Below are 26,280 nucleotides of genomic sequence, written 5' to 3' on the forward strand. Positions count from 1 at the left end.
GAGCGAGCCTGCTCGCGAATGGCCACGCCCCGATACACCGGCGAACCACACAGCTCCCACAGCTGGAATGCATTCCCCTGTGGGAGCGAGCTTGCTCGCGAAGGGCAGCGACTCGGTATCAATCTGAACACTACAACATCTGAATAAGGACATTTGCCCCCCCGTGGCCACTTACTCACTCGTTATCCGCCGATTGATGATCGTTTCACTGACCATCGTCGTCAGCCGTGCCATCACCAGCCCGCTGCTCACGCTGTTCCTGAGCAATAAACTCGGCCTCAACCAACAGGACGTCGGTTTGCTGCTGGGCATCGCGGTCTTCATCGCCACGTTGCTCGCGCTCTACGGCGGTTACATCATCGACCGCCTCGAGAAGCGCCGGCTGCTGATCCTCGCGATGCTCTCCAGCGCTATCGGCTTCGTGCTGCTGACCTTCGCCGACAACCTCTACCTGACCACCGCCACCCTGGTAATCACCGAAACCGCCTCGGCACTGTTCCTGATCGGCTCGAAGGCGATCCTCAGCGAAAACCTGCCCATGGGCCAACGCGCCAAGGCGTTTTCCCTGCGTTACACCTTGACCAACATCGGCTACGCCACCGGCCCGATGTTGGGCGTGGTGATTGCCGGCGTGTATCCGATTGCACCGTTCCTGATCGCCGGCGGTATCGCGTTCTTCAGTATTTTCCTGATGATCGGGATACCGAAGGACTCGGCCCTGCCACCCGCCATCGGCCAACCCCAGAGTTTCCTCAAGACCCTGGTCACCCTGAAAAACGACCGCACGCTGATCATGTTCACCTGCGGCTGCCTGCTCAGCACCGTGGTCCACGGCCGCTTCACGTTGTACCTGTCGCAATACCTGCTGGTGACCCAGGATTCCAAGCGTGCCCTGCAAACCATGGCTGCCCTGCTCGCCTGTAACGCCATCAGCGTGATCCTGCTGCAATACCAGATCGGCCGTTTCCTCAAGCGCGAACAACTGCGCTACTGGATCGCCGGCGGCACCAGCCTGTTCATCGTCGGGCTGATCGGCTTCAGCCTGGCCGACAGCCTGGTGTCCTGGTGCGTAGCGATGTTCATCTTCACCCTCGGTGAAATGATCATCTACCCCGCCGAATTCCTCTTCGTCGATACCCTGGCGCCAGAGGAACTGCGCGGCAGTTACTACGGCGCACAGAACCTCGCCGCCCTGGGCGGGGCCTTGAGTCCGGTGATCTGCGGTTACCTGCTGCTGCACTCCCCTGCGCCTACCATGTTCTATGCCTTGAGCGCGCTGACTGCCATGGGGGGGGTCCTGTGTTTCATGAGTGGGCGGCGGGTCGCCATACTTCAGAAATAATGAATTGAAGCTTCATTAATATGAATTTGTCAGCATCAGGATTGAACGGCACACTGTGCCGGTTCCTCCCCCAATAGTTGGAACACCTTCAAGGGCTTTCTGGGTATCCCAGCTAAGCCTTTTTTTTGCCTCGATTTTTTCTACGGATCCTGTGCCTCATGCTTGCTCGCTGGTTACCCGCTGCCATCAATACCCGTCCTTCCGAATGGAGTCGCGCCGCCATTGGCATGTCCCTGGGCACGATGTTCAGCGTCTGGCTCTGCAGCCAGGTATTCGGCATGCCAGTGGCGCAGCATCTGATCGGCCCGCTGGGTGCCTCGGCCGTGTTGCTGTTCGCCGTGTCCTCTGGCGCACTGGCCCAGCCCTGGTCGATTCTTGGCGGGTATTTGAGCGCCGGGGTAGTCTCGTTGCTGGTCGCGCATGTGCTCGGACGGACCCTTGGCAGCGCGTCCCTGGCAGCGGGCATGGCGTTGATTCTGATGTGCTGGTTGCGTTGCCTGCACCCGCCTGCCGGAGCGCTGGCGTTGCTGTTGGTGCTGGCGGACCCGGCGACCATCGCCCTGGACTGGAAAGCACTCGGTCCGGTGATGCTCAGCGGCTCGACCATGCTGCTCTGCGCCCTGGCCTATAACAACCTGACCCGCATCCGTTACCCCAAGCGTGCCAGCGAACCGGTTGCCGTGGTGCCGGCCGATCACCCGCCGCTCGACAACCAGGCCATCACCGCCCAGGACCTGAAACTGGCCTTGGCGGAGATGGAAGCGTTCTTCGACGTTACCCCGGAAGATCTGGAACAACTGATCCATATCAGTGAGTTGCACGCCAAACGTCGCAGTATTGGTGAAGTTCTGAGCCAGATTTCCTGACGACACACATCCCTGTGGGAGCGAGCTTGCTCGCGATGAGGCCGTGTCAGTCACCATCGATATTGAATGACACATCGCCTTCGCGAGCAAGCTCGCTCCCACATGTAGGGTCATGCAAATATGCAGGGAGTACCTGCACATTTCCCGGTTGTACATAACAAATTTGCACTGGTACGATCCAGCATCGCTCGCGTGCGAGCTTGTCTATAAAGAACAATAAAAGCAGGGAGTTACTGATGACTGCTCAGGTTTCTTCTCCGGGGACTTCGTCCATGGATGCCACGCAAAACGAAGTGCTGGCCGAGGTTCGCAACCATATCGGTCACCTGATCCTCAATCGCCCCGCCGGCCTCAATGCCCTGACCCTGGACATGGTGCGCACGCTGCAGCGTCAGCTCGACGTCTGGGCGCAGGACCCGCAGGTGCATGCGGTGGTATTGCGCGGTGCCGGCGAGAAGGCTTTCTGTGCCGGCGGCGATATTCGCTCGCTGTACGACAGCTTCAAGAACGGCGACACCCTGCACGAGGATTTTTTCGTCGAGGAATACGCCCTCGATCTGGCGATTCACCGCTACCGCAAACCGGTCCTGGCCTTGATGGACGGTTTCGTCCTGGGCGGCGGCATGGGCCTGGTGCAAGGCGCCGACTTGCGGGTGGTCACCGAGAAAAGCCGCCTGGCGATGCCGGAAGTCGGGATCGGTTATTTTCCGGACGTCGGCGGCAGCCACTTCCTGTCGCGGGTACCTGGTGAACTGGGCATCTATCTCGGCGTCAGCGGCGTGCAGATCCGTGCGGCCGACGCGCTCTATTGCGGCTTGGCCGACTGGTATCTGGACAGCAGCACGCTCGGCACCCTGGACGAGCAACTCGATCGGCTGCAATGGCACGACACGCCGCTCAAGGATCTGCAAGGCTTGCTGGCAACGCTCGCGGTGCAACAACTGCCCGACGCGCCACTGAGTGTATTGCGTCCGGCTATCGATCACTTCTTCGCCCTGCCCGATGTGCCGAGTATTGTTGAGCAACTGCGTGAAGTAACGGTTGCCGACAGTCATGAGTGGGCCGTGGCCACCGCCGACCTGCTGCAAAGCCGTTCGCCGCTGGCCATGGGTGTGACCCTGGACATGTTGCGCCGCGGTCGGCACCTGAGCCTGGAAGACTGCTTCGCCCTTGAGCTGCACCTGGACCGTCAGTGGTTCGCGCGCGGCGACCTGATCGAAGGCGTGCGCGCCTTGCTGATCGACAAAGACAAGAGCCCGCGCTGGAACCCGCCGACCTTGCAGGCGCTGGACGCCGGGCACGTCGCGAGTTTTTTCAGCGGGTTTGACCCAAGCCGGAGCTGAGCCATGCACGATATCGAATTGAGCGAAGAACAAGTCATGATCCGCGACATGGCCCGGGACTTTGCCCGCGGCGAAATCGCGCCCCACGCCCAGGCTTGGGAAAAGGCCGGCTGGATCGATGATGGCCTGGTGGCGAAAATGGGCGAACTGGGCCTGCTGGGCATGGTGGTGCCCGAGGAATGGGGCGGCACCTACGTCGACTACGTCGCCTACGCCCTGGCGGTGGAAGAAATCTCTGCCGGCGACGGTGCCACTGGCGCGCTGATGAGCATCCACAACTCGGTGGGCTGCGGACCGGTGTTGAACTACGGCACCGAAGAACAGAAACAGACCTGGCTGCCGGACCTGGCGAGCGGCCAGGCCATCGGTTGCTTCTGCCTGACCGAACCCCAGGCCGGTTCCGAAGCCCACAACCTGCGCACCCGCGCCGAATTGCGTGATGGCCAGTGGGTGATCAACGGCGCCAAGCAATTCGTCAGCAACGGCAAACGGGCGAAACTGGCGATCGTCTTCGCGGTGACCGATCCGGATCTGGGCAAGCGCGGCATCTCGGCGTTCCTGGTGCCCACGGACACGGCAGGTTTCATCGTCGACCGCACCGAACACAAGATGGGCATCCGCGCTTCCGATACCTGCGCGGTGACCCTGAGCAACTGCACGATCCCCGAAGCCAACCTGCTCGGCGAACGCGGCAAAGGCCTGGCCATCGCCCTGTCGAACCTCGAAGGGGGTCGCATCGGTATCGCGGCGCAGGCGTTGGGGATTGCGCGTGCGGCATTCGAAGCGGCGCTGGCCTATTCGCGGGATCGGGTCCAGTTCGACAAACCGATCATCGAGCACCAGAGCATCGCCAATATGCTGGCCGATATGCACACACGCCTGAACGCGGCGCGGTTGCTGATCCTGCATGCCGCGCGCTTGCGCAGTGCCGGCAAGCCTTGCCTGTCGGAGGCTTCACAAGCGAAGCTGTTTGCCTCGGAAATGGCCGAGAAGGTCTGCTCGTCGGCGATGCAGATTCATGGCGGGTATGGGTATCTGGAGGATTACCCGGTGGAGCGTTATTACCGGGATGCGCGGATCACGCAGATTTATGAAGGGTCGAGCGAGATACAGCGGATGGTGATTGCCCGAGAACTGAAGCACTACCTGGTGTGAAGCTTAAAAGCTTCGCGGGCAAGCCTCGCTCCTACGGGTTATGAGTTGTTCATGCGAACACCGATAACCTGTAGGAGCGAGGCTTGCCCGCGAAGGCGTCCGCAAGAACGCTACATCACTTCCCTTTGAACTCAGCGTCACGCTTGGCAATAAAGGCCGCCATCCCTTCCTTCTGATCCTGCGTCGCAAACGCCGCATGGAACACCCGACGCTCAAAGCGCACGCCTTCCGACAGGCTCACTTCAAACGCGCGGTTGACGCTTTCCTTGACCATCATCGCAATCGGCAGCGACTTCGCGGCAATCTTGGCCGCGACTTTCAGTGCTTCTTCCAGCAGTTCATCCGCCGGAACGATCCGCGCGACGATCCCGCAACGCTCGGCTTCCACCGCGTCGATCAGGCGGCCGCTGAGGCACATTTCCATGGCCTTGGCCTTGCCCACGGCGCGGGTCAGGCGCTGGGTGCCGCCCATGCCCGGGAGCACGCCGAGGTTGATTTCCGGTTGACCGAACTTCGCGTTGTCACCCGCCAGGATGAAATCGCACATCAACGCCAGCTCACAACCGCCGCCCAAGGCGAAACCATTGACCGCGGCGATGACCGGCTTGCGGCGGTTGGCTACGCGGTCGCTGTCGCTGAACAGATCGTCAAGGTAGATCTGCGGGTAGGTCAGCTCGGCCATTTCCTTGATGTCGGCGCCGGCGGCGAAGGCTTTTTTCGAGCCGGTCAGCACGATGCAGCCGATATTCGAATCGGCCTCCAGGCCGTCGAGGGCCTGGTTCAGTTCGCTGACGATCTGCGCATTCAACGCGTTCAACGCCTGCGGACGGTTGAGGGTAATCAGGCCCACGCGACCATGGGTTTCCAGCAAAATCGTTTCGTAACTCATGTATGACTCCTAAGCATTGTAAAAGCCTTGCCCCCGGGTAGGAGCTGCCGAGTGAAACGAGGCTGCGATCTTTTGATGTTGTTTTTAAAGAGCAGATCAAAAGATCGCAGCCTTCGGCAGCTCCTACAGGGGTTCCGTTTATAGATTGCGCGAAATGACCATGCGCTGGATATCGCTGGTGCCTTCGTAGATCTGGCAGACACGCACGTCGCGGTAGATCCGCTCCAAAGGGAAATCGTTCAAGTAACCGTAGCCGCCAAGGGTTTGCAATGCCGAAGAGCATACCTTCTCGGCCATTTCCGAGGCGAACAGTTTGGCCATCGACGCTTCGACCAAGGCCGGTTTGCCGCTGTCACGCAGCGCTGCAGCGTAATGCACCATCTGCCGGGCCACGGCGATCTGGGTGGCCATATCGGCCAGACGGAACGCTACGGCCTGGTGTTCAATGATCGGCTTGCCGAAGCTCTCGCGCTCACGGGCGTAGTCCCGGGCCGCTTCGAACGCGGCACGGGCCATGCCCACCGATTGCGAGGCGATGCCGACACGGCCGCCTTCGAGGTTGGCCAGGGCGATCCGGTACCCTTCGCCCTCCTCGCCCAGACGGTTGGCCAGCGGCACTTTCACGTCTTCGAACAGAATCTGGCAGGTGTCGGAAGCATGCTGACCCAGCTTGTCCTCGACCCGTGCGACTGTGTAGCCCGGCGAGTCGGTCGGCACGATGAACGCGCTGATACCACGCTTGCCCGCACCCGGATCAGTCACGGCGAAGACGATCACCACCCCGGCGTTTTGCCCCGACGTGATGAACTGCTTGCAGCCGTTGAGCACGTAGTGGTCGCCGTTCAGGCGGGCGCGGGTTTTCAGGCCACTGGCATCGGAGCCGGCCTGGGGTTCGGTCAGGGCGAAGGCACCCAGCATCGCGCCGCTGGCCAGCGGTTTGAGGAAGCGCTCTTTCTGCTCGTCGTTGCCGTACTTGAGGATCGGCACACACCCCACCGAGTTGTGGACGCTCATGATGGTCGAGCAGGAACCGTCACCGGCGGCGATTTCCTCCAGGGCCATGGCGTAGGCCAGGTAACCGGTGTCGCAACCGCCCCACTCTTCCGGCACCAGCATGCCGAAGAAGCCCAACTGTGCCATCTCGCCGATGGCTTCCTTGGGGAAGCGGTGTTCGCGGTCCCATTGCGCGGCGAACGGTTTCAGCCGTTCCTGGGCAAACTGCCGGGCCGCGTCGCTGATCTGAAGTTGTTCGTCATTGGGAATCATGGCAAATCCTTAAAAACCGTTTGTACAAAATGCCTGGTTGAAACACTGGACCTGTGGGAGCGGGCTTGCCCGCGATTGCAACCTGTCAGACGAGATCATTGGCGTCTGGCAAACCGCCATCGCGGGCAAGCCCGCTCCCACAGGGATCGCGAAGAGGCCGTGTCAGTCGACATCAGTGTTGAATGACATACCGCATTCGCTGGCAAGCCAGCTCCTACAGGGATCGGTGGTGGCTTCAGTACAGGCATTCCACGGCCATCGCCGTCGCTTCACCGCCACCGATGCAGATCGCTGCGACACCACGCTTCAGGCCTTTCTGGCGCAGGGCCGAGAGCAAGGTCACGAGGATCCGCGCACCGGACGCACCGATCGGGTGACCCAGGGCGCAAGCGCCGCCGTGAACGTTGACCTTCTCGTGGGGGATTTCCAATTTGGTCATGGTCACCAGACTGACCACGGCGAAAGCTTCGTTGACTTCCACCAGATCGACTTCGTCCAGGGACCAGCCGGTTTTCTTCATCAGTTTCTTGATCGCGCCCACCGGAGCCACCGGGAACAAGCCCGGGGTATCGGCAAACGCGGCGTGGCCGTGAATCACCGCCAACGGTTTCAGGCCGCGCTTCTCGGCCTCGGAACGGCGCATCAGCACCAGTGCCGCCGCGCCGTCGGAGATCGAACTGGAGTTCGCCGCAGTGACAGTGCCGCCCTCGCGGAACGCCGGTTTCAGCGAGGCGATCTTGTCCAGCCTGGCTTTCGGTGGCTGTTCGTCGTGGCTGATCAGCACCTGCTCCTTGCCGACGGTCACGGTGAGCGGCACGATCTCGTCCTTGAAGCTGCCGTCCTTGATCGCCTGCTGCGCGCGGGTGGTCGAAGCAATGGCAAACGCGTCCTGGGCTTCACGGGTGAAACCGTGGGTTTCAGCGCAATCCTCGGCGAAGGTGCCCATCAAACGGCCTTTGTCGTAGGCGTCTTCCAGGCCGTCGAGGAACATGTGGTCGAGTACGCGACCGTGGCCCATGCGGTAACCGCTGCGCGCGCGGTCGAGCAGATACGGCGCGTTGGACATGCTTTCCATGCCGCCGGCGACCACCACCTCGGCGCTGCCGGCCACCAGCATGTCGTGCGCGAGAATGGCCGCTTCCATGCCCGAGCCGCACATCTTGTTCAGGGTGGTGCAGCGGGTCGATTTATCCAGCCCGGCGCCGAGGGCGGCCTGACGTGCAGGCGCCTGGCCGAGGCCGGCGGGCAGTACGCAGCCAAACAGCACTTCTTCAACCGCATCCGGCGCAATACCGGCGCGTTCAACCGCGGCTTTGATCGCTGCCGCACCGAGTTGCGGCGCGGTCAGGCTTTTCAGTTCGCCCTGGAAACCGCCCATCGGGGTGCGGACGGCGCTGACGATAACAATTGGATCGTTGGCAATAGTCATGACAAATCCTCTTTACTTGGCGGCCATGCGCAAGGCGCCGTCGAGACGGATCACCTCGCCATTGAGCATGCTGTTTTCAATGATATGCCTGACCAGGCCGGCATACTCGTCCGGTTTGCCCAGGCGCGGCGGAAACGGCACGCCGGCGGCGAGCGACGCGCGGACCTCCGGGGTCATGCCAGCCATCATCGGCGTTTCGAAAATCCCCGGGGCGATGGTCATCACGCGAATGCCGAAGCGCGCCAGTTCACGGGCGGCGGGCAAAGTCAGGCTGACGATCGCGCCTTTGGAGGCCGCGTAGGCTGCCTGGCCGATCTGGCCATCGTAAGCCGCTGCCGAGGCGGTGTTGATGATCACCCCGCGCTCGCCATCGGTATCCGCTTCGGTCTCGGCAATCGCCGCCGCCGCCAGGCGCAGCATGTTGAAGCTGCCGATCAGGTTGACGTTGATCACCTGGCTGAAATTGGCCAGCACATGCGGGCCGGTCTTGCCGAGGATTTTCTCGCCACGCACGATGCCGGCGCAATTGACCAGGCCATTGAGGCCACCGAACGCTTTGACCGTGGCCTGCACCGCGGCTTCGGCCGCCGCTTCGTTGCTGATATCGGCCACCACGCTTTGCGCGCCCAGACGTTGCGCCTGAGCGGCAACCGCCTCGGCGTTCATGTCCACCAGCATGACTTTTGCACCGGCAGCGACCAGCATTTCAGCGGTGGCCGCGCCGAGACCGGACGCACCGCCGGTGACGAGAAAAACCTTGTTTGCGATCTGCATCATTGTGTCCTTGGATTCAAGCTGAAGGGTTCTTCGCCGCAGCCTCTTGAGCCTTGGCGATCTCCTGGTTGCGCAAGATAAAGCGCTGCAACTTGCCGCTTGGGGTTTTCGGCAACTCGCTGACAAATTCGATTTCACGGGGGTATGAGTGCGCGGCCAGGCGCTTGCGCACGTGTTGGCGCAGTTCTTCGGCCAGCTCCGGTTCAGGACGGTATTGCGCGCTGAGCACCACGAAGGCTTTGACCAGTTCGGTGCGCTCCGGGTCGGGTTTGCCGACCACTGCGGCTTCGACCACCGCCGGGTGCTCGATCAACGCGCTTTCCACGTCGAACGGGCCGACCCGGTAACCCGACGTGGTGATCACATCGTCACTGCGGCCGACGAAACTGATGCTGCCGTCCGGGTTCCACTCGACGGTGTCGCCGCTCAGGTAATAGTTGCCGACGAAGGCTTTGGTCGGCGCACCTTCGTACCCGCCGAACCAGCACATCGGCGACTGGGTGCGATCGATGGCCAGGATGCCTGGCTGGCCGACGCCGAGTTCCTTGTACTCGGCGTCCAGCACCACGATGCGGTGGCCCGGCGAGGCAAATCCGGCGGCGCCCATGTGGATCGGATGCGCCAGGCCATGGTGATTGCACAGCACCATGCCCAGTTCGGTCTGGCCGTAATGATCGTGGATCACCACGCCGAGGTTGTCGGCGAACCAGCGGATCACTTCCGGGTTCAGCGGCTCGCCGGCACTGCTGACGATGCGCAGCTTGCCCTTGATCGAGCGGGCGAACTCGTCGCCGCCGGCGATCAACAGGCGATAGGCGGTCGGTGAGCCGGTGAGGTTGGTGATCCCGTATTTGTTGATCACCCGGCAGGTGCTTTCGAGGGTGAACGGACCATCGTAGAAGGTGATCGGGTGGCCCATCGACATCGGCCCGGTGACGCCGAAATAGATGCCATAGGCCCAGCCCGGATCGGCGACGTTCCAGAACGCATCTTCAGGGCGCAGGTCCACGGCGTCACGGGTGTAGCTCTGGAAGGCAACGATGGCCTTGAGCGGCACCGACAGCGCTTTGGACGGGCCGGTGGTGCCCGAGGTGAACATCAGCAGGAACGGGTCTTCGCCGGTCAGCAGCACCGGTTCGCAATGGGAGGAAAAATTGGCCAGTTCGGCCCAGAAACTGTAATCGCCCCGGACGATGCCCTGCCCCTTGGGACCGGCAACGGTGACGATGGTCGGGCAGTCGGCCACTTCCATCAGTTTCGAGCGATTGACCGCGTCGGTGACCACCACTTTGGCGCCGGAACTGCTCAGGCGGTGTTCGATGGCCTTGGGGCCGAACGCGGTGAACAGCGGCTGATAGACCGCGCCGATGCGCCAGGTGGCGAACACGGTGATCAGCAACTCGATGTTACGCGGCAGGAGGCCGGCGACCTTGTCGCCCTTCTTCACGCCCTGGGCCAACAGGAAATTGGCAAAACGCGCGGCCTTGTCCTGCAAGTCGGTGAAGGTGTAGGTCGCGCTGGCGCCGTCGCGGCCTTCCCAGAACAGCGCGATGCGCCCCGGCAAGGCATGCCGGTCGCAACACTCGACACAGGCGTTGAGGGCCGTCAGATCGCCCGCGAGTGCGGCGTCGACGGTGTGCTGATAATCGAACTGTGACGTGGCAGACAAGTAATCGCGCATTGCCAGAATCCCTGTGTCTTCTTATTAGGTTGGGGGAACCGTAAGTAACAGGGAAATACTCGCTCTACACGGGGAGCGGGACAATGGTCAAAGCTATCAAGTTGTGTGACTGGTTTGGCCAAGATCCGGGAGGTGCAGCGCCAGTGCTGACGCCTTCGCTGGCAAGCCAGCTCCTACAGGGGTTCTGCGGCGTACACAACACTTGTGATCACTGACAATCCCTGTAGGAGCTGGCTTGCCAGCGAAAGCGTCAGCCCAATCACCGCAAAATCCGGATCAATCAGCCTCGTTAAGGATCAAACTGCGGTAATGCCCCGGATTCGACCCCGACCACTTGCGAAACGCCTTGTAGAACGAGCTGGTATCGGCAAACCCCAAACGCGTGGCAATCTCGGCAAAACTGATGGCTGGCTCGGCCAGCCACACGATCGCCAACTCCTTGCGCACGCTGTCCTTGAGGCCCTGATAGGTCTGCCCTTCTTCGGCCAGGCGCCGGCGCAAGGTCGAGGCCGACATGCACAGCTGCTGTGCCAGCGCCTCGGTCTCCGGCCAGCGTTCGGCGGGCAATTGCCGCAAATCGTGCTTGATTCGGCTGGCCAGGCTTTCCGGGTCGCGATACTTGACCAGGATATTGGCCGGTGCGTGCGCCAGGAAACGCTTGAGTTCTTCAGGGCTGCGCTTGATCGGCACATCCAGGCACTCGGCGGAGAAGATCATTCGCGTACGCGGCCGATCAAAACGCAGGTTTTCAGAGAACATCACCTGATAGTCATCGCAGAAGTCCGGCTCCGGGCAGCGCAGTTCGATGGCCAGGATCGGAATCCGCCGCCCCGCCAGCCAGCAGGCCACGCCGTGAACGATCATCCAGTAGGTGAAATAGGTGAAGGCCCGACGCGGGTCCTGGTCGTCCTCCAGCAGCACGATCTCCGCCAGGCTTTGCTGGCGCACCAATTGTGCGGGCAGGTGTTCCAGCATCAGCGACAGGAAACCCAGGCCCGAGGCCAGGCCGGCGGCCAGGCTCGGCTGGACCATGGAGCAACGACAGAGAAACTCCAGGCTGCCGGATTTGAGCTGGCGCGGGTCCATGCCAAAAAACTCGTCGTCCCGGCGCCGGGCCAGCAATCGCCACAGGCGCGCATACGCAGTAGCCGGGACACGAGCGTCGGTGGTCTGTAGCAGTGCCGGATCGATGCCGACCTTGTCCAACACCTCTTCGGTGGCAGCGCCCGGGGCGCAACTTTGCAACAGCGCTTCACGCACCAGTTGCATGGAAATGGTGTCTTTTTCCGACATTAGAGAATCCGATAGAGCAACCGCTCGATCCGTACCCTGCTCACGCGCTTGAGAAATTTGGCCACCGCCGGTGGGTATTCCAGCAGTGTGTCCAGCGCCTGGTAACGCTCGATGCGGCGGGTGTGCTGGAAAATCTCGTCCAGTTCTTTTCGCCGCGGCTCAAGCAATTCACCGTTGGGGTCATCGATCAGCAGCGCGTTTTCCAGGTCCAGCCGAAATGCCCGCGGGTTGAGATTGTTGCCGGTCAACAAGGTGTAACGCTGATCGATCCACATGCCTTTGAGGTGATAGGTGTTGTCGCCGTCCTTCCACAGGTGCAGGTTCAACAGACCGCTTTCTATGCTGCGATGATGACGCTTGGCGAAGCGCCGCAGGCTGATCTCGTACAGGTACGGCAGCGCAGCGATCACCTTGAACGGTTCGCTCGGCGGGATGTAGAAATCGTTGGCGGTCTTGTCCCCGACCACGATGTCGATCTTCACCCCTCGCGCCAGCGCCCGGTTGATTTCCCGGGTGACCGCCAGCGGCAGGTTGAAATACGGCGTGCAGATGGTCAGTTGATGCCGGGCACTGGCGATCAACTCGCAAATCACCCGGCTCAACGGATTGTTCTTGCCCACGCCGAGCAACGGGCTGACGGTCAAGCCGTCTTTGGCGGTAGTGCCCGTGGTGGTGTCGTACGCCGCGTGCTTGAGGCGGCTGCGCAGGTCACCGATGTCGTTGCGCAGGCTGCGGGTGGTCGGCAGGTTCGGCAAGTCCAGGCGATGCACTGCCTTGGAGGCCATCAGGCCATGCTGGATCAGGTGCTGCATCGAATCGGCCAGCGCGCTGTTCTGCAGCAGGTGATAACGGTCGTAGCGGTATTTGTCGAACTTGTGCAGATAGACGTTGTTCAGACTGGCGCCGCTGTAGATCACGCAGTCGTCGATCACAAAACCCTTCAGGTGCAGGACGCCGAACAGCTCTCGGGTCTGTACGGGAACGCCGTACACCGGGACCACGCTGTCGCGGGTACGGGTGGTTTCCTGATACCAGGCGGAGTTGCCCGGCTGCTTGCCGGCGCCAATCAAGCCACGCTGGGCACGCAGCCAGTCGACGACTACCACCACGTCCAGTTCCGGACGCGCCAGTTTGGCGGCGTGCAACGCATCGAGGATTTCCTGGCCGGCTTCGTCCTGCTGCAGGTAGAGCGCGACGATATAGATGCGCTGGGTCGCCTGGGCGATTTTTTCCAGCAGGCAACGGCGGAACTCGGCAGCGCCTGAGAGGATAGTGACGGCATCGGCGGTCAGCGGAAAACTGCGCAGTTTGGGCAGCAGAGAGCGTTTGAAAAGCGACGGCATAGGGCTCGCAGTGGGTCGAATCCGAAGAGGTTGAGAGCTTACACCATGGATGGGTTTGGGTCTTGTTTGGGTCTTGGCTCTTGTCTTGGCTCTTGTCTTGGCTCTTGTCTTGGGTTTTGTTTGGGGTTTTGTTGGTGTCTGTTCTGGCGCCTTCGCTGGCAAGCCAGCTCCTACAGGGGAATGCGATCACCCTGTAGGAGCTGGCTTGCCAGCGAAGGCGATTTAATAGACGATAAAAATAGCCGCTTGACCAAGTAGAACGATCGTTCTACTGTTTGTCCCATGAACGAAATAACCAGCAACGACACACGCGACATCATTCTGGATGTCACCGAGAAGTTGATCTACAAAAGTGGTATCGCCGCCACTGGCATGGACCTTCTGGTGAAAACCGCCGGCGTCTCCAGGAAAAGTATTTACCGCTACTTCGCCAGCAAGGAGGCGCTGACCGTCGCGGCGCTGCGGCGGCGCGACGTGCGCTGGATGCACTGGTACCGGAGCGCAGTCGACCAGGCCGAAACGCCGGCCGGGCGGCTGCTCAACCTGTTCACCGTGCTCAAGGCCTGGTTTGCTTCGGAAGGCTTTCGTGGCTGTGCCTTCATCAACACCAGCGGTGAAACCGGCGACCCGCAGGACCCGGTTCGCCAGGTCGCCAAAGACCACAAACAGAAGTTGCTCGATTACCTGCGCGAGCTTTGTACCGAACATGGCGCTACCGACCCGGATACGCTGGCCAGACAGCTGCTGATCCTGATCGATGGTGCCATTACCGTGGCGCTTGTCATAGGTGATCACAGTGCCGCCGATAATGCGCAATGCATGGCGCGAAAGTTATTGGACCTGTGACACTCCAAATAAGCCCGACACCTTGCTTGAACTTTAATTTGCCAGGGAGTCTTTACATGTCTAACGCCGAAGTTCGTCCGCCATTACCGCCCTTCACCCGTGAATCGGCCATCGAGAAAGTTCGCCTGGCCGAAGACGGCTGGAACTCCCGCGACCCGCAACGGGTGTCGCTGGCCTATACCCTGGACACCCGATGGCGTAACCGTGCCGAATTCGCCAACAACCGCGAAGAAGCCAAAGGCTTTCTGAGCCGTAAATGGGCCAAGGAGCTGGATTATCGCTTGATCAAGGAGCTCTGGGCCTTTACGGACAACCGCATCGCCGTGCGTTACGCCTACGAATGGCACGACGACTCCGGCAACTGGTTCCGGTCCTATGGCAACGAGAATTGGGAGTTCAATGAGGACGGTTTGATGGCCAATCGATTCGCCAGCATCAACGACATGCCGATCAAGGAAAGCGAGCGCAAGTTCCACTGGCCGCTGGGGCGTCGTCCGGACGATCATCCAGGCCTGTCCGACCTCGGCCTCTAGCCAACACCACCCCCCCTGTAGGAGCTGGCTTGCCAGCGAAGGCGTCCTCAAGTTCAGCGCATGACTTGACGCCCCTTCGCTGGCAAGCCAGCTCCTACAAAAGCAGTCGCGGTCGCCGGCATTACACAATGCAATCGCGGTCACCAACGTTACACAAACAATCGCGATCGTCCGCGTTATACAAGCAATCGCGATCACCCGCGGTCCACAAGGAATCGCGGTCGCCCCCAAGAATGGATGCAGGTAAGATACCGGCCCTTCCCCGCAGCCTCCTTCTGCGTCCTGCCGAATAAGCCGATTCCATGCCTTTCGAACTCAGCGTTGACCTCACCACCCTGGCCATCCTCGCCCTTGTCGCTTTTGTTGCCGGTTTCATCGACGCCATTGCCGGCGGGGGTGGCTTGTTGACTACCCCGGCACTGTTGACCGCCGGCCTGCCACCGCACCTGGTGCTGGGCACCAACAAACTCAGTTCGACCTTCGGCTCGGCCACCGCCAGCTTTACGTTCTACCGCCGCAAGCTGTTCCATCCAAGACAGTGGGTGCATGCCATCGTGGGCACTCTGGTCGGCGCCCTGACCGGTGCCGTGGTCGCGCATTACCTGCCCGCGGAATGGTTGAACAAGATGCTCCCGGTGATCGTCTTCGCCTGCGGCCTCTATCTATTGTTTGGAGGCACGCCGAAGGCACCGCTGGACAGCGACGCACCGATCAGGAAGAAGTGGCAATCGAGCCAGGGCTTCAGCCTCGGCTTCTACGATGGCGTGGCCGGCCCCGGCACCGGGGCTTTCTGGACCGTCAGCAGCATGCTGATGTACCCCATTGACCTGGTGAAGGCCAGCGGCGTGGCGCGCAGCATGAACTTCGTCAGCAACATTGCGGCGCTGTCGGTATTCGTGTTTTCCGGGCAAGTGGACTGGATCATCGGCCTGAGCATGGGCCTGTCGGTGATGGTCGGCGCTTTCTTCGGCGCTCGCACCGCCATCAGCGGCGGTGCGAAATTCATTCGCCCGGTGTTCATCACCGTGGTACTTGGGCTGACCGTGCGGTTAGCCTGGCAGCACTGGTTCAGCGTGGCCTAGGCGCCGCGCCACATAGACGTCGATCAGGTAACGGGCAATCGAGCGTGACGCCGGCAACGGCGGCAGCACGTTAATGTTGAACCACTGGGCGTCTTCGATTTCGTCTTCCTGGCAGACGATCTCGCCTCCCGCATACTCGGCATGGAAGCCGAGCATCATCGAATGCGGGAACGGCCAGCACTGGCTGCCCATGTACTGGATGTTCCTGACTTCGATCTGCACCTCTTCACGGACCTCGCGAATCAGGCAGTCCTCGGCCGACTCGCCCGGCTCGGCAAACCCCGCCAGCGTGCTATAGACCCCGGTGACAAAACGCGGTGAGCGTGCGAGCAGGATTTCGTCGCCACGGGTGATCAGCACGATCATGCTCGGCGAGATGCGCGGGTAATAGCGTAAGTCGCAAGGCTCGCAGTACATCGCCCGTTCGCGCACGACCTGGCGGGTCGCCTGCCCGCAATTACCGCAGAAGCGATGCTCGCGCGCCCAGGTGCCGATCTGCGCCGCATAACCGAGCACCTTGAACACCCCGTGGTCGTCTTCGAGCATGAAGGCACGCAAGCCTTTCCAGTTGCAGCCCGGCACTTCGCTGTGACTGCGCAACTCCAGCAGATAGACCGGCTCACCATCCAGATGGCCGATGCCGTGCTCGGCGAGGATCGGCAGGTCCTGGCGTTTGAGCCATTCGCGGGGGAACAACGCGCCATTGTCGTCGTACAGAAAGCCTTCGGGGCTGCGCGCCACGGCCCAGCCGCCGGGTTGATCGGTGTCCAGTACTGCAGTGGTCCAGCGTGAAGTCATTTTAATCAATCCAGAAATTCGGGTTTCTGTTTGCTCATATGGGCGGCCATGGCCACGCGCAGATCGGTGGATTGCAGCATGGCGGCGTTCCAGGTGGCGACGTATTCGAGGCCGTCGTCAATGCGATGGTCGCGCATGTAGCTGATCATCTCCTTGGTGCCGGTGATGGCGATCGGCGACTTGCCGGCAATCTCCCGGGCAATGCCCATCACGCCGTCAAGCAGGCTGGCAGCATCGCTGTAGACGCGATTGACCAGGCCCATGCCCCGCGCCTCCTCGGCGCCAAACGAGCGACCAGTGTAAGCCAGTTCACGCAGCATGCCGTCACCGATGATCCGCGGCAAGCGTTGCAAGGTGCCGACGTCGGCGGCCATGCCGATGTCGATTTCCTTGATCGAGAATTGCGCGTCTTCGGCGGCGTAGCGCATGTCGCAGGCGGCAATCAGGTCGATGGCGCCGCCCAGGCAATAACCCTGGACCGCTGCCAGCACCGGCTTGCGGCATTGGTCGACGGCATTGAACGACGCCTGCAGCGCCAGGATCTTGCGCCGCAGCAAGCGCGCGTTACGCCCGACATCCTTGCCCAGCTCATTGGCCACGCCCGCCAGCATCATCAGGTCGATGCCGGAAGAGAAATGCTTGCCGGCGCCACTGAGCACCACCACCCGGACTTCGTCGGTGTCATCGATCCACTGGAAAATTTCGATGATTTCGCTCCAGAACGCTGCGTTCATCGAATTGATCTTCTCAGGACGATTGATCTGCACGTGGGCGATCTTATCTGCCAGTTCGACGGTGAATGCGGTGTACTGAGCCATGCGAGTGATCCTTTACCGGGCAAGAACGAGAGCCGAACTATATCAAGGCCGCAAGGTGCCCCGTAAGGCAGCGGTTCGGCCAAAAGCGGGACGAACCAGCGCACCATAAAAGCGCACTCGCCTGGCCGACTTGTGCACGATAACGTGTCGTTACTAAGATTTTTTGACGCCAAATCATTGAAAAAGCTGCCCTTCGTCGGTGAATTTCGCCTTCTAAACGGTACGCTCGTACCTCTTTGCACCGATTGTCGAACAATTTTGCCATTCGGCCTTCCCCGCTCTAAGTTCTGGCCTAGACTCCTTTCCGCGAGGCGAAACCGGTCAGTCATAAAGTGAAAAAAAACTCGAAACTTTTACCTGCCGCGACAGGTCACCTGAAAGGGAGGAGTGTTGCGACTGGTGCAATCCTTGCAATGTCCATTTCAAGCGTTACTGCTTCAGCGCATGGGCAGCATTTGCTGACCGATGCGTAGCGCGTTTGCGCCCGGCCACATGAATTGGCCACGGAAAATCGTCTGCCAGACCTAAGAATTAGATCAATAACACGGGAGATTCATATGATCAGTGCGGCTTTAGATATTCAGGGAGAACGTGCTCATCAGCAGGTCGGCGAGTCGAGCGTCGTGAGTACAGGCAGTGCCCAAACGATCAGCGTCACGGGCACCAAGGCGCTGGCACCGGTTGCCAGGCACAACCCCAATAGAAAGAAAGTCCTGTTCGTCACCTCCGAAATTGCCGATCTGGTGAAGACCGGCGGGCTGGGTGACGTTTCCGCTGCGCTGCCCCGGGCCATGGCGCTCCTGCACGATGTTCGTGTACTGATTCCCGGATACCCGCAGGTCCTGCACAGCGAAAACCCCATTCATATCATTGGCGAGCTGGGCGGTCACGCAGCCCTGCCTCCCTGCAAGATCGGGCGCATGGACATGCCCGACGGCCTGGTCATTTACGTGTTGATCTGCCCTGAACTCTACGAGCGCGAAGGCTCGCCCTACGGCGCCAACAACGGTCGCGACTGGCCGGACAACCATATCCGTTTCGCCCGACTGGGCCTGGCGGCCGCCGATATCGCGGCCAACCTCGCACAAATCCACTGGTGCCCGGACCTGGTGCACGCCCATGACTGGCCGGCCGGCCTGGCGCCTGCTTATATGCACTGGCGTGGACAGCGCACCCCGACCCTGTTCACCATCCACAACCTGGCTTATCAGGGCGTGACCAGTCTGGGATCATGCCCGGAACTGGGGATTCCCACCCATGCACTGCAGCAGGACGGCATGGAGTTCTACGGCAAGATGTCGTTCCTCAAGGCCGGCATGGCCTATTCGAGTCACATCACCACGGTCAGCGCGACCTACGCCCAGGAAATCACCACCCCGGCCTTCGGCTGCGGCCTCGACGGTTTTCTCGCCGCCAAGACCCAGCAAGGTCTGCTCAGCGGGATCCCCAACGGCATCGATGAAAGCTGGGACGCGGCTACCGATCCCCACCTGTTCTGCCCGTTCAGCATCGGCGATTGGGAGGGCAAGGCCGTCAACGCCGCCCACGTTCGTGAGCTGTTCGGCCTGGACGATAGCGAAGGTCCGCTGTTTGCCGTGGTCTCGCGCCTGGTTTATCAAAAAGGCCTGGACCTGACCGAAGCCGTCTCCGAATACATCGTCGAATCCGGCGGCCAGATCGCGATCATCGGGCGTGGCGAGCCGGAAGAAGAACAAGCCATGCGTGAGCTGGCCCTGCGTTTCCCGGGGCAAATCGGGGTGCGCATCGGCTTCAATGAAACCGACGCCCGGCGTATGTTCGCCGGCAGCGATTTCCTGCTGATGCCGTCGCGCTACGAGCCTTGCGGCCTGAGCCAGATGTATGCCCAGCGCTTCGGTTCATTGCCGGTGGCGCGCAATACCGGTGGTTTGGCCGACACCATCGAAAACGGCGTGACCGGGTTCCTGTTCGATGAATCCACGGTTGAAAGTTACCAGGAAGCCCTGAGCCGCGCCTTCAAGGTATTCGCCTACCCCGACCTGCTCAATGCCATGCGCTGCCGCGCCATGGCCGCGCCATTCAACTGGTGCAAGGCGGTCGAACCCTATGCCGAACTTTATGAACAGCTGGTGGCTAAAGCACTGGGTAAATCGCACAGACAGTAAGAGGTTTTCAATAGATGCCGTTACGGACCCTTGAGACCTGGCCCCACGGCGCAATCATGCTGGACGCAGAACACACGCGTTTTGCCTTGTGGGCGCCAGATGCGTTTTTTGTCAGTGTCGAACTGGAAGATGGACAATCCTTGCCACTATTGCCTCAGGCCGATGGCTGGTTCGTGATCAACACCCGTTGCCCGGCCGGCACGCGTTACCGCTACAACATCGACGGCGAGCTGGAGGTGCCCGACCCGGCCTCCCGCGCCCAGGCCGGTGACATCCACTTGCACAGTGTGGTGGTCGATCCCCTCGCCTATCAGTGGCAACACAGCACCTGGTTGGGTCGGCCATGGAACGAGGCAGTGATTTACGAATTGCACGTCGGTGCCCTCGGCGGTTTCAGTGAAGTCGAGAAGCACCTGGCGCGCCTGGTCGAGCTGGGGGTGACCGCGATCGAACTGATGCCCCTGGCGCAGTTCCCCGGTGACCGCAATTGGGGCTATGACGGCGTCCTGCCCTATGCGCCCCAATCCTCCTATGGCGCCCCCGAACAACTCAAGCACCTGATCGACACCGCCCATGGCCACGGCCTGGCGGTGATTCTCGACGTGGTTTACAACCACTTCGGCCCGGACGGCAATTACCTGCATCGCTACGCCAAGGGCTTTTTTCGCGAAGACAAGCACACACCCTGGGGGGCCGCCATTGATTTCCGGCGGCGCGAGGTGCGGGACTTCTTCATCGAAAACGCGCTGATGTGGCTGCTCGAATACCGCTTCGACGGCCTGCGTCTGGACGCGGTCCACGCCATTGAAAGCCCCGACTTCCTCCAGGAACTGGCGCAACGGGTTCGTGAGCAGACAGATCCGGCGCGGCATGTGTGGCTGACGGTGGAGAACGAGCATAACCAGGCCAGCCTGTTGCAGGAGGGCTTCGACGCGCAGTGGAACGATGACGGCCATAATGCCCTGCATGTGTTGTTGACCGGCGAAACCGACGCTTATTACGCCGACTATGCCGACAATCCCACCGAGCAACTGGCGCGCTGCCTGAGCCAGGGTTTCGTGTTTCAGGGCCATGTGACCCGCCACGGTACACCCCGCGGAGAACCCAGCGGGCACTTGCCGCCCAGCGCTTTTGTGCTGTTTTTGCAAAACCACGACCAGATCGGTAATCGCGCGTTTGGCGAGCGGTTGCATCAGTTGACCCATAGCGATGCCTTGCAAGCGGCGACCGCGCTGCTGTTGCTGTCACCGATGATCCCGCTGATGTTCATGGGCGACGAATTCGCCGCCGAACAACCCTTCCTGTTTTTCACCAGTCACCACGGTGAACTGGCGGAACTGGTGCGCGAAGGACGACGTAATGAATTTGCCGCATTCAGCGCGTTTACCGATCCGCATAAACGCGAACAGATTCCCGATCCAAACGCACGCCAGACCTTTGAGGCGTCCCGGCCCAAACTGACCGCCACCCGGCAATCGGCGATGCAGGGCCTGTATCGCCAATTGTTGCGGCTTCGGCATAAACACATCATTCCCAATCTGCCCGGGACTTATGCCTTGGGCGCCGAAGTCCTGGCCAAGGGCGCGGTGACCGCACGCTGGCAACTGGGGGATGGCAGTCAGCTGTGCATTGATCTGAACCTCAGTGATACGCCAGTGGTCCACTCATCACAGGCCGACGCTTCGCTGCTGTTCGCACACCCGCCGCAGTCGGCCGGCCTGTTGGATCAGGGCACACTTGCCCCGTATTGCGCGCTAGTCAGCCTCACGGCCGCAGCCCCTATGCTACCCCCGGATGGAGAGCGCCAATGAGTGATGCGCAACTGGAAATACTGGCCAGCCGAGCGGGTTTGGCAGTCGACTGGATCGACGCCAACGGCCGCCCGCAGAAAGTCGCCCCATCGGTTTTGCGCAACGTCCTCACCGGACTCGGCCACCCCGCCGGCTCCGCACAGGAAATCGACGCCAGCCTGCTGCAATTGCAGGCAGTGCAACAGACCCGCCACCTGCCTCCGCTGATGACCGCCGACGTCGGTGTCGGTCTCAATCTGGCGCATTACTTCGAGCCGCAAACGCCTTGCGAGGTCCATCTCGAAGATGGCTCGCGGCTCAACCTGAAACTGGACGCCGAGGCGATTCTGCCCGGCCTGATTCCGGTCGGTTATCAGCACGTCAGCATCGACGGACAATCCTTTACCCTGGCCGTCGCACCGGCTCGCTGCTACAGCGTCGGCGATGCCGTCGACAACCCGATCCCCCGCGCCTGGGGCCTGAGTGTCCAGCTGTATGCCTTGCGGCGTCCCGGTGACGGTGGATTCGGCGACACCCAGGCCCTGGAGGATCTGGTCCGGGTGGCTGGCGAGCGCGGCGCCGAAGCGTTGGCGATCAGCCCGCTGCATGCGATGTTTGCCAACGACACCCACCGCTACAGTCCTTATTCGCCGTCCAGCCGCCTGTTCCTCAACAGCCTCTACGCCGCACCGGGCCTGATTCTCGGTGAGCGCGCGTTGCGCACGGCAATCGATGCCACGGGGCTCGCCGCCGAACTCAAGCACCTTGAAGCGCTGCCGCTGATCGATTGGCCGATGGCCGCCGAGGCCAAGCATCGTCTGTTGCAGGCGCTGTACGACGGCTTTGTCCAGGGCGAACACCCGCTGCATGCCGACTTCAGCAGCTTCCGCCACGCCGGCGGCGAAGCCCTGGAAAACCACTGCCGCTTCGAAGCCATTCAGGAGGCCCGCGCCGCCAAGGGTGAAGGCCTCGACTGGCGCGAGTGGCCCGAACAATGGCGCGACCCGCGCAGCGCCGCCCTCGCCGCGTTTGCTGAAGAGAACGCCGGTCGCATCGGCTTCTTTGCCTTCTGCCAATGGCTGATCACTCGCTGCCTGGAGCGCGCACAAACCGCTGCCCGCGCCAGCGGCATGAGCATCGGGCTGATTGCCGATCTGGCGGTGGGTGCCGACGGCGGCGGCAGCCAGGCCTGGAGTCGCCAGGACGAATTGCTCGCCTCCCTGACCGTGGGCGCACCACCGGACATTCTCAACCGTACCGGCCAGGGCTGGGGCATTTCCGCGTTCTCCCCCGAAGGCCTGGTACGCAACGGTTTTCGGGCGTTCATTGAAATGCTCCGGGACAACTTCGCCCATGCCGGTGGCCTGCGCATCGATCACGTCATGGGCCTGCAACGGCTGTGGGTGATTCCCAATGGCGCGCCCCCTGCGGACGGCGCCTACCTGTATTACCCGGTGGACGACCTGCTGCGCTTGCTGGCCCTCGAATCCCATCGCCATCAGGCCATCGTGCTCGGCGAAGACCTGGGGACGGTGCCGGATGGCCTGCGGGAAAAACTCATCGCCCGCTCGATCCTCGGCATGCGCGTGTTGCTGTTCGAACAGGACAACGCCCACTTCAAGCCAATGCTCGATTGGCCGGACAACGCGCTGGCCACCACCAGCACCCATGACCTGCCGACCCTCAATGGCTGGTGGCACGGCCACGATATCGACTGGAATGCCCGTCTCGGCCTGGTCGACGCCTCGGGTGAAATCGAATGGCGCCAGCACCGTGAACGCGAGCGCGAAGGCTTGCGCCGGGTGTTGAGCGAGGATCCGCAGAACTTTCGCGAGGAGTCCCATGAAACCGATCAGGTGCTGGATGCCGCGATCCGTTTCCTCGGGCACACCCCGGCGCCGCTGGTGCTGCTGCCGCTCGAAGATGCCCTGGGCATCGAACAGCAGGCCAACCTGCCCGGCACCACCGACACCCATCCCAACTGGTCCCGGCGCCTGCCCGGTGACAGCGAATCCCTGCTCGATGACCCGGACGCCGCCCGGCGCCTGGAACTGCTCGCCTGCGCGCGACTTCAGGCGGCCGAGCGTGACCAATGAATCAAGCGCTTATCCAACCGTTGCGGGCCACCCTGCGACTGCAGTTTCATAAAGGCTTCACCCTGGATCAGGCGGTGCCGCTGGTCCCCTATTTCGCCAGCCTGGGCATCAGCCATCTCTATGCTTCACCCCTGCTGAGCGCCCGCGCCGGCTCCATGCATGGCTACGACGTGGTTGACCCGACCACGGTCAACCCGGAACTGGGCGGCGAAGCGGCATTGCGTCGCCTGGTCAGCACCCTGCGTGAGCACCGGATGGGGCTGATCCTCGACATCGTGTCCAACCACATGGCGGTCGGCGGCGGCGACAATCCCTGGTGGCTGGATTTGCTGGAATGGGGGCGCCTGAGTCCCTACGGCGAGTTCTTCGATATCCAGTGGCATTCCCCCGATCCGTTGATGGCAGGCCAGCTGCTGCTGCCCTTCCTCGGCAGCGATTACGGCGTTGCCCTGCAGGACGGCACCCTGCCCTTGCGCTTCAATGCAGGGCACGGCGCGTTTCATGTCGAGCACTATGAACATCACTTCCCGATCTGCCCGACGAGTTACGGCGAACTGCTCAAGGCCGATGACGCGCTGAATGCCGATCAGGCAGAGCAGCTCAAATCCCTGGCAGACCGCTTCAGTGCCTTGAGTTACCAGATGGACGCGCACAGCCTGGCGATCCCGCTCAAGGCCGAGCTGCGCGAGCTCGCCGCTGATCCGGCCATTGCGCAAGCGATCCAGGGCAACCTGGACGCTTATGATTCGCTGACGCGCGAGGGGTTCGAGCGTCTGCATGCCTTGCTGGAGCGCCAAAGCTATCGCCTGGCCAGCTGGCGCACAGCGGCGGACGATATCAATTGGCGGCGCTTTTTCGATGTCAACGAACTCGGCGGCCTGCGGGTCGAGCGGCCGGCCGTGTTCGAAGAGACCCACGCGAAGATCTTCGAGCTGGTGGCCGACGGCCTGGTCGACGGTCTGCGCATCGATCACATCGACGGCCTGGCCGATCCACGGGGTTATTGCCGCAAACTGCGGCGCCGGGTCGATAGCCTGTCACCCCAGCGGCATCTGCCGATCTTCGTCGAGAAGATCCTCGGCGAAGGTGAAACCCTGCACCGCGACTGGTCCGTCGACGGCACCACCGGTTATGAATTCATGAACCAGTTGTCGCTGCTGCAACACGACCCGGAAGGCGCCCAGACCCTGGGCAAGCTCTGGAGCCGATACAGCGAACGGCCCGCCGATTTTCGCCAGGAAGCGCAACTGGCCCGCCAGCAAATTCTCAACGGTTCCCTCGCCGGCGATTTCGAGAGTGTCGCCCAGGCGTTGCTGCAAGTCGCCCGGGACGACCTGATGACCCGCGACCTGACCCTCGGCGCGATCCGGCGGGCATTGCAGGAACTGATCGTGCACTTCCCGGTGTATCGCACCTATATCAGCCCCCGTGGCCGCAGTGCCGAAGACGATGTGTTTTTCCAGCAAGCCATGGACGGCGCCCGGCAATCGCTCAGCGAGGCCGATTGGCCGGTGCTCGATTGCCTGGCCCGCTGGCTCGGCGGCGAACCGTGGCGCAAACGCCCGGCGGGTCGCCAGCGCAAGATGCTCAAGCACGCTTGCGTGCGCTTCCAGCAGTTGACCTCGCCGGCCGCGGCCAAGGCGGTGGAAGACACCGCGTTCTATCGCTCGGCGGTATTGCTGTCGCGCAATGACGTGGGGTTCAGCACCGAACAGTTCAGTGCGCCGGTCGCCGATTTCCACGCGGTGTGTGTCAGCCGGCTCGAAGCGTTTCCCGATAACTTGTTGGCCACCGCCACCCACGACCACAAACGCGGCGAAGACACCCGTGCGCGCCTGGCAGTGCTGAGCGAGCGCAGTGCCTGGTACGCCGAGCAAGTGCCGCTCTGGCAAGCCCTGGCCCGCCCCCTGCGCAATGACGACCAGATGCCATCGACCGGCGACGAGTTGATCCTGTATCAAGCGATCCTCGGCAGCTGGCCGCTCGACTTGCGCAGTGACGATCCACTAGCGATCGAGGCGTACACTCAACGACTCTGGCAGTGGCAACAGAAAGCCTTGCGCGAGGCCAAGTTGCAAAGCAGCTGGAGCGCGCCCAACGACGCTTACGAACAAGCGATGCAGCAATTCCTGCAACGGCTGATGCTCAGTCCCGAAGGTGAACTGTTGCGCGCCGCCCTGGGCAAGGCGGTCAACACCCTCGCCGCTCCCGGCGCCCTCAACGGATTGGCGCAAACCTTGCTGCGCATGACCGTGCCGGGCATACCGGATCTTTATCAGGGCAACGAGTACTGGGATTTCTCCCTGGTGGATCCGGATAACCGGCGGCCGGTGGACTACGCTGATCGGCAACAGGCCCTGGCCTCTGCGGACTTGCCCGAGCTGCTGACGACCTGGCGTGACGGGCGCATCAAGCAACGCCTGATCGCCCAGGCGTTGAACCTGCGGGCCGAACACGCCGAGCTGTTTCGGCGCGGGGCGTATCAGGCCCTGGAAGTTGTCGGCAGCCAGGCGCACCGGGTGCTGGCGTTTGCCCGCTCCCGGGAAGGAAAACGGGCGATCGTGATCGTGCCGATACGCTGCGCCGAGCTGCTGAAAAACAGTGCCGAACCGCGGATCGACGCGCGGCTGTGGGGCGATACCCGGGTCAAATTACCGTTCGCCACCTCTGACATACATTTGAAGGGACTTTTTTCAGCCACCGCAGTCACAACCCAAGGGGAGCTGATGATCAGCGCTGCGCTGGGGGATTTCCCGGTCAATCTCTTTATCCAAACTACCGACACTTGAGTG

20 protein-coding genes are annotated in these 26,280 nt (G+C 61.8%); 11 read left to right on the top strand and 9 right to left on the bottom strand.

Features of this window, described 5'->3' with window-relative positions; genetic code table 11:
- Positions 1 to 163 precede the first annotated feature (163 nt).
- The 4 genes from ACA062_RS16610 to ACA062_RS16625 all read left to right on the top strand — a co-directional run bounded on the left by ACA062_RS16610 (position 164) and on the right by ACA062_RS16625 (position 4,706).
- On the top strand, positions 164 to 1,342 hold the full coding sequence (locus tag ACA062_RS16610; RefSeq protein ID WP_497452075.1) for an MFS transporter: 1,179 nt from the start codon (positions 164 to 166) through the stop codon (positions 1,340 to 1,342).
- Positions 1,343 to 1,500: 158 nt separating this feature from the next.
- The gene (locus tag ACA062_RS16615) at positions 1,501 to 2,208 is read left to right on the top strand and encodes an HPP family protein (protein ID WP_497452076.1); all 708 of its coding nucleotides are present in this window, start codon (positions 1,501 to 1,503) and stop codon (positions 2,206 to 2,208) included.
- Between the two features lie 236 nt (positions 2,209 to 2,444).
- Positions 2,445 to 3,551: an enoyl-CoA hydratase/isomerase family protein gene (locus tag ACA062_RS16620; RefSeq protein WP_497452077.1), complete on the top strand. Its 1,107-nt coding sequence runs from the start codon at positions 2,445 to 2,447 to the stop codon at positions 3,549 to 3,551.
- 3 nt (positions 3,552 to 3,554) lie between these two features.
- Positions 3,555 to 4,706 (top strand): acyl-CoA dehydrogenase family protein, encoded by a 1,152-nt coding sequence (locus ACA062_RS16625; RefSeq protein WP_059402381.1) that lies wholly within the window; start codon positions 3,555 to 3,557, stop codon positions 4,704 to 4,706.
- A 115-nt stretch (positions 4,707 to 4,821) separates the two neighbouring features.
- On the opposite strand, the gene ACA062_RS16630 is transcribed toward ACA062_RS16625, so the two are convergent.
- From ACA062_RS16630 to pssA, 7 genes are all read right to left on the bottom strand, one after another.
- Positions 4,822 to 5,595 carry an enoyl-CoA hydratase gene (locus ACA062_RS16630; RefSeq protein ID WP_497452078.1) on the bottom strand — a complete coding sequence of 258 codons (774 nt, stop codon included), beginning with the start codon at positions 5,593 to 5,595 and terminating at the stop codon, positions 4,822 to 4,824.
- A 138-nt stretch (positions 5,596 to 5,733) separates the two neighbouring features.
- Positions 5,734 to 6,861, bottom strand: coding sequence for an acyl-CoA dehydrogenase (locus ACA062_RS16635; protein ID WP_497452079.1), 1,128 nt, complete (start codon positions 6,859 to 6,861; stop codon positions 5,734 to 5,736).
- 235 nt (positions 6,862 to 7,096) lie between these two features.
- Positions 7,097 to 8,290 carry an acetyl-CoA C-acyltransferase gene (locus tag ACA062_RS16640; RefSeq protein WP_497452080.1) on the bottom strand — a complete coding sequence of 398 codons (1,194 nt, stop codon included), beginning with the start codon at positions 8,288 to 8,290 and terminating at the stop codon, positions 7,097 to 7,099.
- Positions 8,291 to 8,302: 12 nt separating this feature from the next.
- Positions 8,303 to 9,064 (bottom strand): SDR family NAD(P)-dependent oxidoreductase, encoded by a 762-nt coding sequence (locus ACA062_RS16645; protein WP_497452081.1) that lies wholly within the window; start codon positions 9,062 to 9,064, stop codon positions 8,303 to 8,305.
- Between the two features lie 16 nt (positions 9,065 to 9,080).
- Entirely contained in the window at positions 9,081 to 10,745 is a 1,665-nt protein-coding gene (locus tag ACA062_RS16650; protein ID WP_497452082.1) for an AMP-binding protein, read from the bottom strand.
- A gap of 276 nt (positions 10,746 to 11,021) precedes the next feature.
- Complete coding sequence (locus ACA062_RS16655; RefSeq protein ID WP_497452083.1) at positions 11,022 to 12,038, bottom strand: AraC family transcriptional regulator; 1,017 nt, start codon at positions 12,036 to 12,038, stop codon at positions 11,022 to 11,024.
- A complete protein-coding gene (gene pssA / locus ACA062_RS16660) occupies positions 12,038 to 13,381 on the bottom strand; it encodes a CDP-diacylglycerol--serine O-phosphatidyltransferase (RefSeq protein WP_497452084.1) in 1,344 nt (447 codons plus the stop codon). The genes ACA062_RS16655 and pssA overlap by 1 nt, the downstream gene beginning before the upstream one ends.
- A gap of 282 nt (positions 13,382 to 13,663) precedes the next feature.
- On the opposite strand from pssA, the gene ACA062_RS16665 reads away from it, so the two are divergent.
- The 3 genes from ACA062_RS16665 (at position 13,664) to ACA062_RS16675 (ending at position 15,842) form a co-directional block, all read left to right on the top strand.
- On the top strand, positions 13,664 to 14,227 hold the full coding sequence (locus ACA062_RS16665) for a TetR/AcrR family transcriptional regulator (RefSeq protein ID WP_497452085.1): 564 nt from the start codon (positions 13,664 to 13,666) through the stop codon (positions 14,225 to 14,227).
- Positions 14,228 to 14,283: 56 nt separating this feature from the next.
- Entirely contained in the window at positions 14,284 to 14,760 is a 477-nt protein-coding gene (locus ACA062_RS16670) for a nuclear transport factor 2 family protein (RefSeq protein WP_497452086.1), read from the top strand.
- 302 nt (positions 14,761 to 15,062) lie between these two features.
- Positions 15,063 to 15,842 (top strand): TSUP family transporter, encoded by a 780-nt coding sequence (locus ACA062_RS16675; protein ID WP_307330527.1) that lies wholly within the window; start codon positions 15,063 to 15,065, stop codon positions 15,840 to 15,842.
- Here the strand turns inward: ACA062_RS16675 and nudC are convergent.
- On the bottom strand, positions 15,810 to 16,640 hold the full coding sequence (gene nudC, locus ACA062_RS16680; protein ID WP_497452087.1) for an NAD(+) diphosphatase: 831 nt from the start codon (positions 16,638 to 16,640) through the stop codon (positions 15,810 to 15,812). The two genes, ACA062_RS16675 and nudC, sit on opposite strands and share 33 nt — an antisense overlap.
- A 5-nt stretch (positions 16,641 to 16,645) precedes the next feature.
- On the bottom strand, positions 16,646 to 17,458 hold the full coding sequence (locus ACA062_RS16685; protein WP_497452088.1) for a crotonase/enoyl-CoA hydratase family protein: 813 nt from the start codon (positions 17,456 to 17,458) through the stop codon (positions 16,646 to 16,648).
- Between the two features lie 557 nt (positions 17,459 to 18,015).
- Between ACA062_RS16685 and glgA the strand changes: the two genes are divergently transcribed.
- The 4 genes from glgA to ACA062_RS16705 are packed head-to-tail and all read left to right on the top strand — an operon-like array spanning position 18,016 to position 26,277.
- Positions 18,016 to 19,602, top strand: a complete 1,587-nt coding sequence (glgA, locus tag ACA062_RS16690; RefSeq protein WP_138966746.1) for a glycogen synthase GlgA — start codon at positions 18,016 to 18,018, stop codon at positions 19,600 to 19,602.
- Between the two features lie 14 nt (positions 19,603 to 19,616).
- Positions 19,617 to 21,413 (top strand): malto-oligosyltrehalose trehalohydrolase, encoded by a 1,797-nt coding sequence (treZ, locus tag ACA062_RS16695; RefSeq protein ID WP_497452089.1) that lies wholly within the window; start codon positions 19,617 to 19,619, stop codon positions 21,411 to 21,413.
- The gene (gene malQ / locus ACA062_RS16700) at positions 21,410 to 23,488 is read left to right on the top strand and encodes a 4-alpha-glucanotransferase (RefSeq protein WP_497452090.1); all 2,079 of its coding nucleotides are present in this window, start codon (positions 21,410 to 21,412) and stop codon (positions 23,486 to 23,488) included. Before treZ ends, malQ begins: the two co-directional genes overlap by 4 nt.
- On the top strand, positions 23,485 to 26,277 hold the full coding sequence (locus tag ACA062_RS16705) for a malto-oligosyltrehalose synthase (protein ID WP_497452091.1): 2,793 nt from the start codon (positions 23,485 to 23,487) through the stop codon (positions 26,275 to 26,277). Before malQ ends, ACA062_RS16705 begins: the two co-directional genes overlap by 4 nt.
- The last annotated feature ends 3 nt before the right edge of the window (positions 26,278 to 26,280 follow it).

This window comes from Pseudomonas sp. LBUM1679, from assembly GCF_059695565.1.

Bases quoted from the DNA above. Each gene is read 5' to 3' on its own strand.
- ACA062_RS16630 (WP_497452078.1), bottom strand. From the start codon at position 5,595: ATGAGTTACGAAACGATTTTGCTGGAAACCCATGGTCGCGTGGGCCTG.
- ACA062_RS16650 (WP_497452082.1), bottom strand. From the start codon at position 10,745: ATGCGCGATTACTTGTCTGCCACGTCACAGTTCGATTATCAGCACACC.
- ACA062_RS16620 (WP_497452077.1), top strand. From the start codon at position 2,445: ATGACTGCTCAGGTTTCTTCTCCGGGGACTTCGTCCATGGATGCCACG.
- glgA (WP_138966746.1), top strand. From the start codon at position 18,016: ATGATCAGTGCGGCTTTAGATATTCAGGGAGAACGTGCTCATCAGCAG.
- ACA062_RS16685 (WP_497452088.1), bottom strand. From the start codon at position 17,458: ATGGCTCAGTACACCGCATTCACCGTCGAACTGGCAGATAAGATCGCC.
- ACA062_RS16615 (WP_497452076.1), top strand. From the start codon at position 1,501: ATGCTTGCTCGCTGGTTACCCGCTGCCATCAATACCCGTCCTTCCGAA.
- ACA062_RS16625 (WP_059402381.1), top strand. From the start codon at position 3,555: ATGCACGATATCGAATTGAGCGAAGAACAAGTCATGATCCGCGACATG.
- ACA062_RS16645 (WP_497452081.1), bottom strand. From the start codon at position 9,064: ATGCAGATCGCAAACAAGGTTTTTCTCGTCACCGGCGGTGCGTCCGGT.
- ACA062_RS16675 (WP_307330527.1), top strand. From the start codon at position 15,063: ATGCCTTTCGAACTCAGCGTTGACCTCACCACCCTGGCCATCCTCGCC.
- malQ (WP_497452090.1), top strand. From the start codon at position 21,410: ATGAGTGATGCGCAACTGGAAATACTGGCCAGCCGAGCGGGTTTGGCA.
- ACA062_RS16640 (WP_497452080.1), bottom strand. From the start codon at position 8,290: ATGACTATTGCCAACGATCCAATTGTTATCGTCAGCGCCGTCCGCACC.
- ACA062_RS16670 (WP_497452086.1), top strand. From the start codon at position 14,284: ATGTCTAACGCCGAAGTTCGTCCGCCATTACCGCCCTTCACCCGTGAA.
- ACA062_RS16665 (WP_497452085.1), top strand. From the start codon at position 13,664: ATGAACGAAATAACCAGCAACGACACACGCGACATCATTCTGGATGTC.
- nudC (WP_497452087.1), bottom strand. From the start codon at position 16,640: ATGACTTCACGCTGGACCACTGCAGTACTGGACACCGATCAACCCGGC.
- ACA062_RS16705 (WP_497452091.1), top strand. From the start codon at position 23,485: ATGAATCAAGCGCTTATCCAACCGTTGCGGGCCACCCTGCGACTGCAG.
- pssA (WP_497452084.1), bottom strand. From the start codon at position 13,381: ATGCCGTCGCTTTTCAAACGCTCTCTGCTGCCCAAACTGCGCAGTTTT.
- ACA062_RS16635 (WP_497452079.1), bottom strand. From the start codon at position 6,861: ATGATTCCCAATGACGAACAACTTCAGATCAGCGACGCGGCCCGGCAG.
- ACA062_RS16655 (WP_497452083.1), bottom strand. From the start codon at position 12,038: ATGTCGGAAAAAGACACCATTTCCATGCAACTGGTGCGTGAAGCGCTG.
- treZ (WP_497452089.1), top strand. From the start codon at position 19,617: ATGCCGTTACGGACCCTTGAGACCTGGCCCCACGGCGCAATCATGCTG.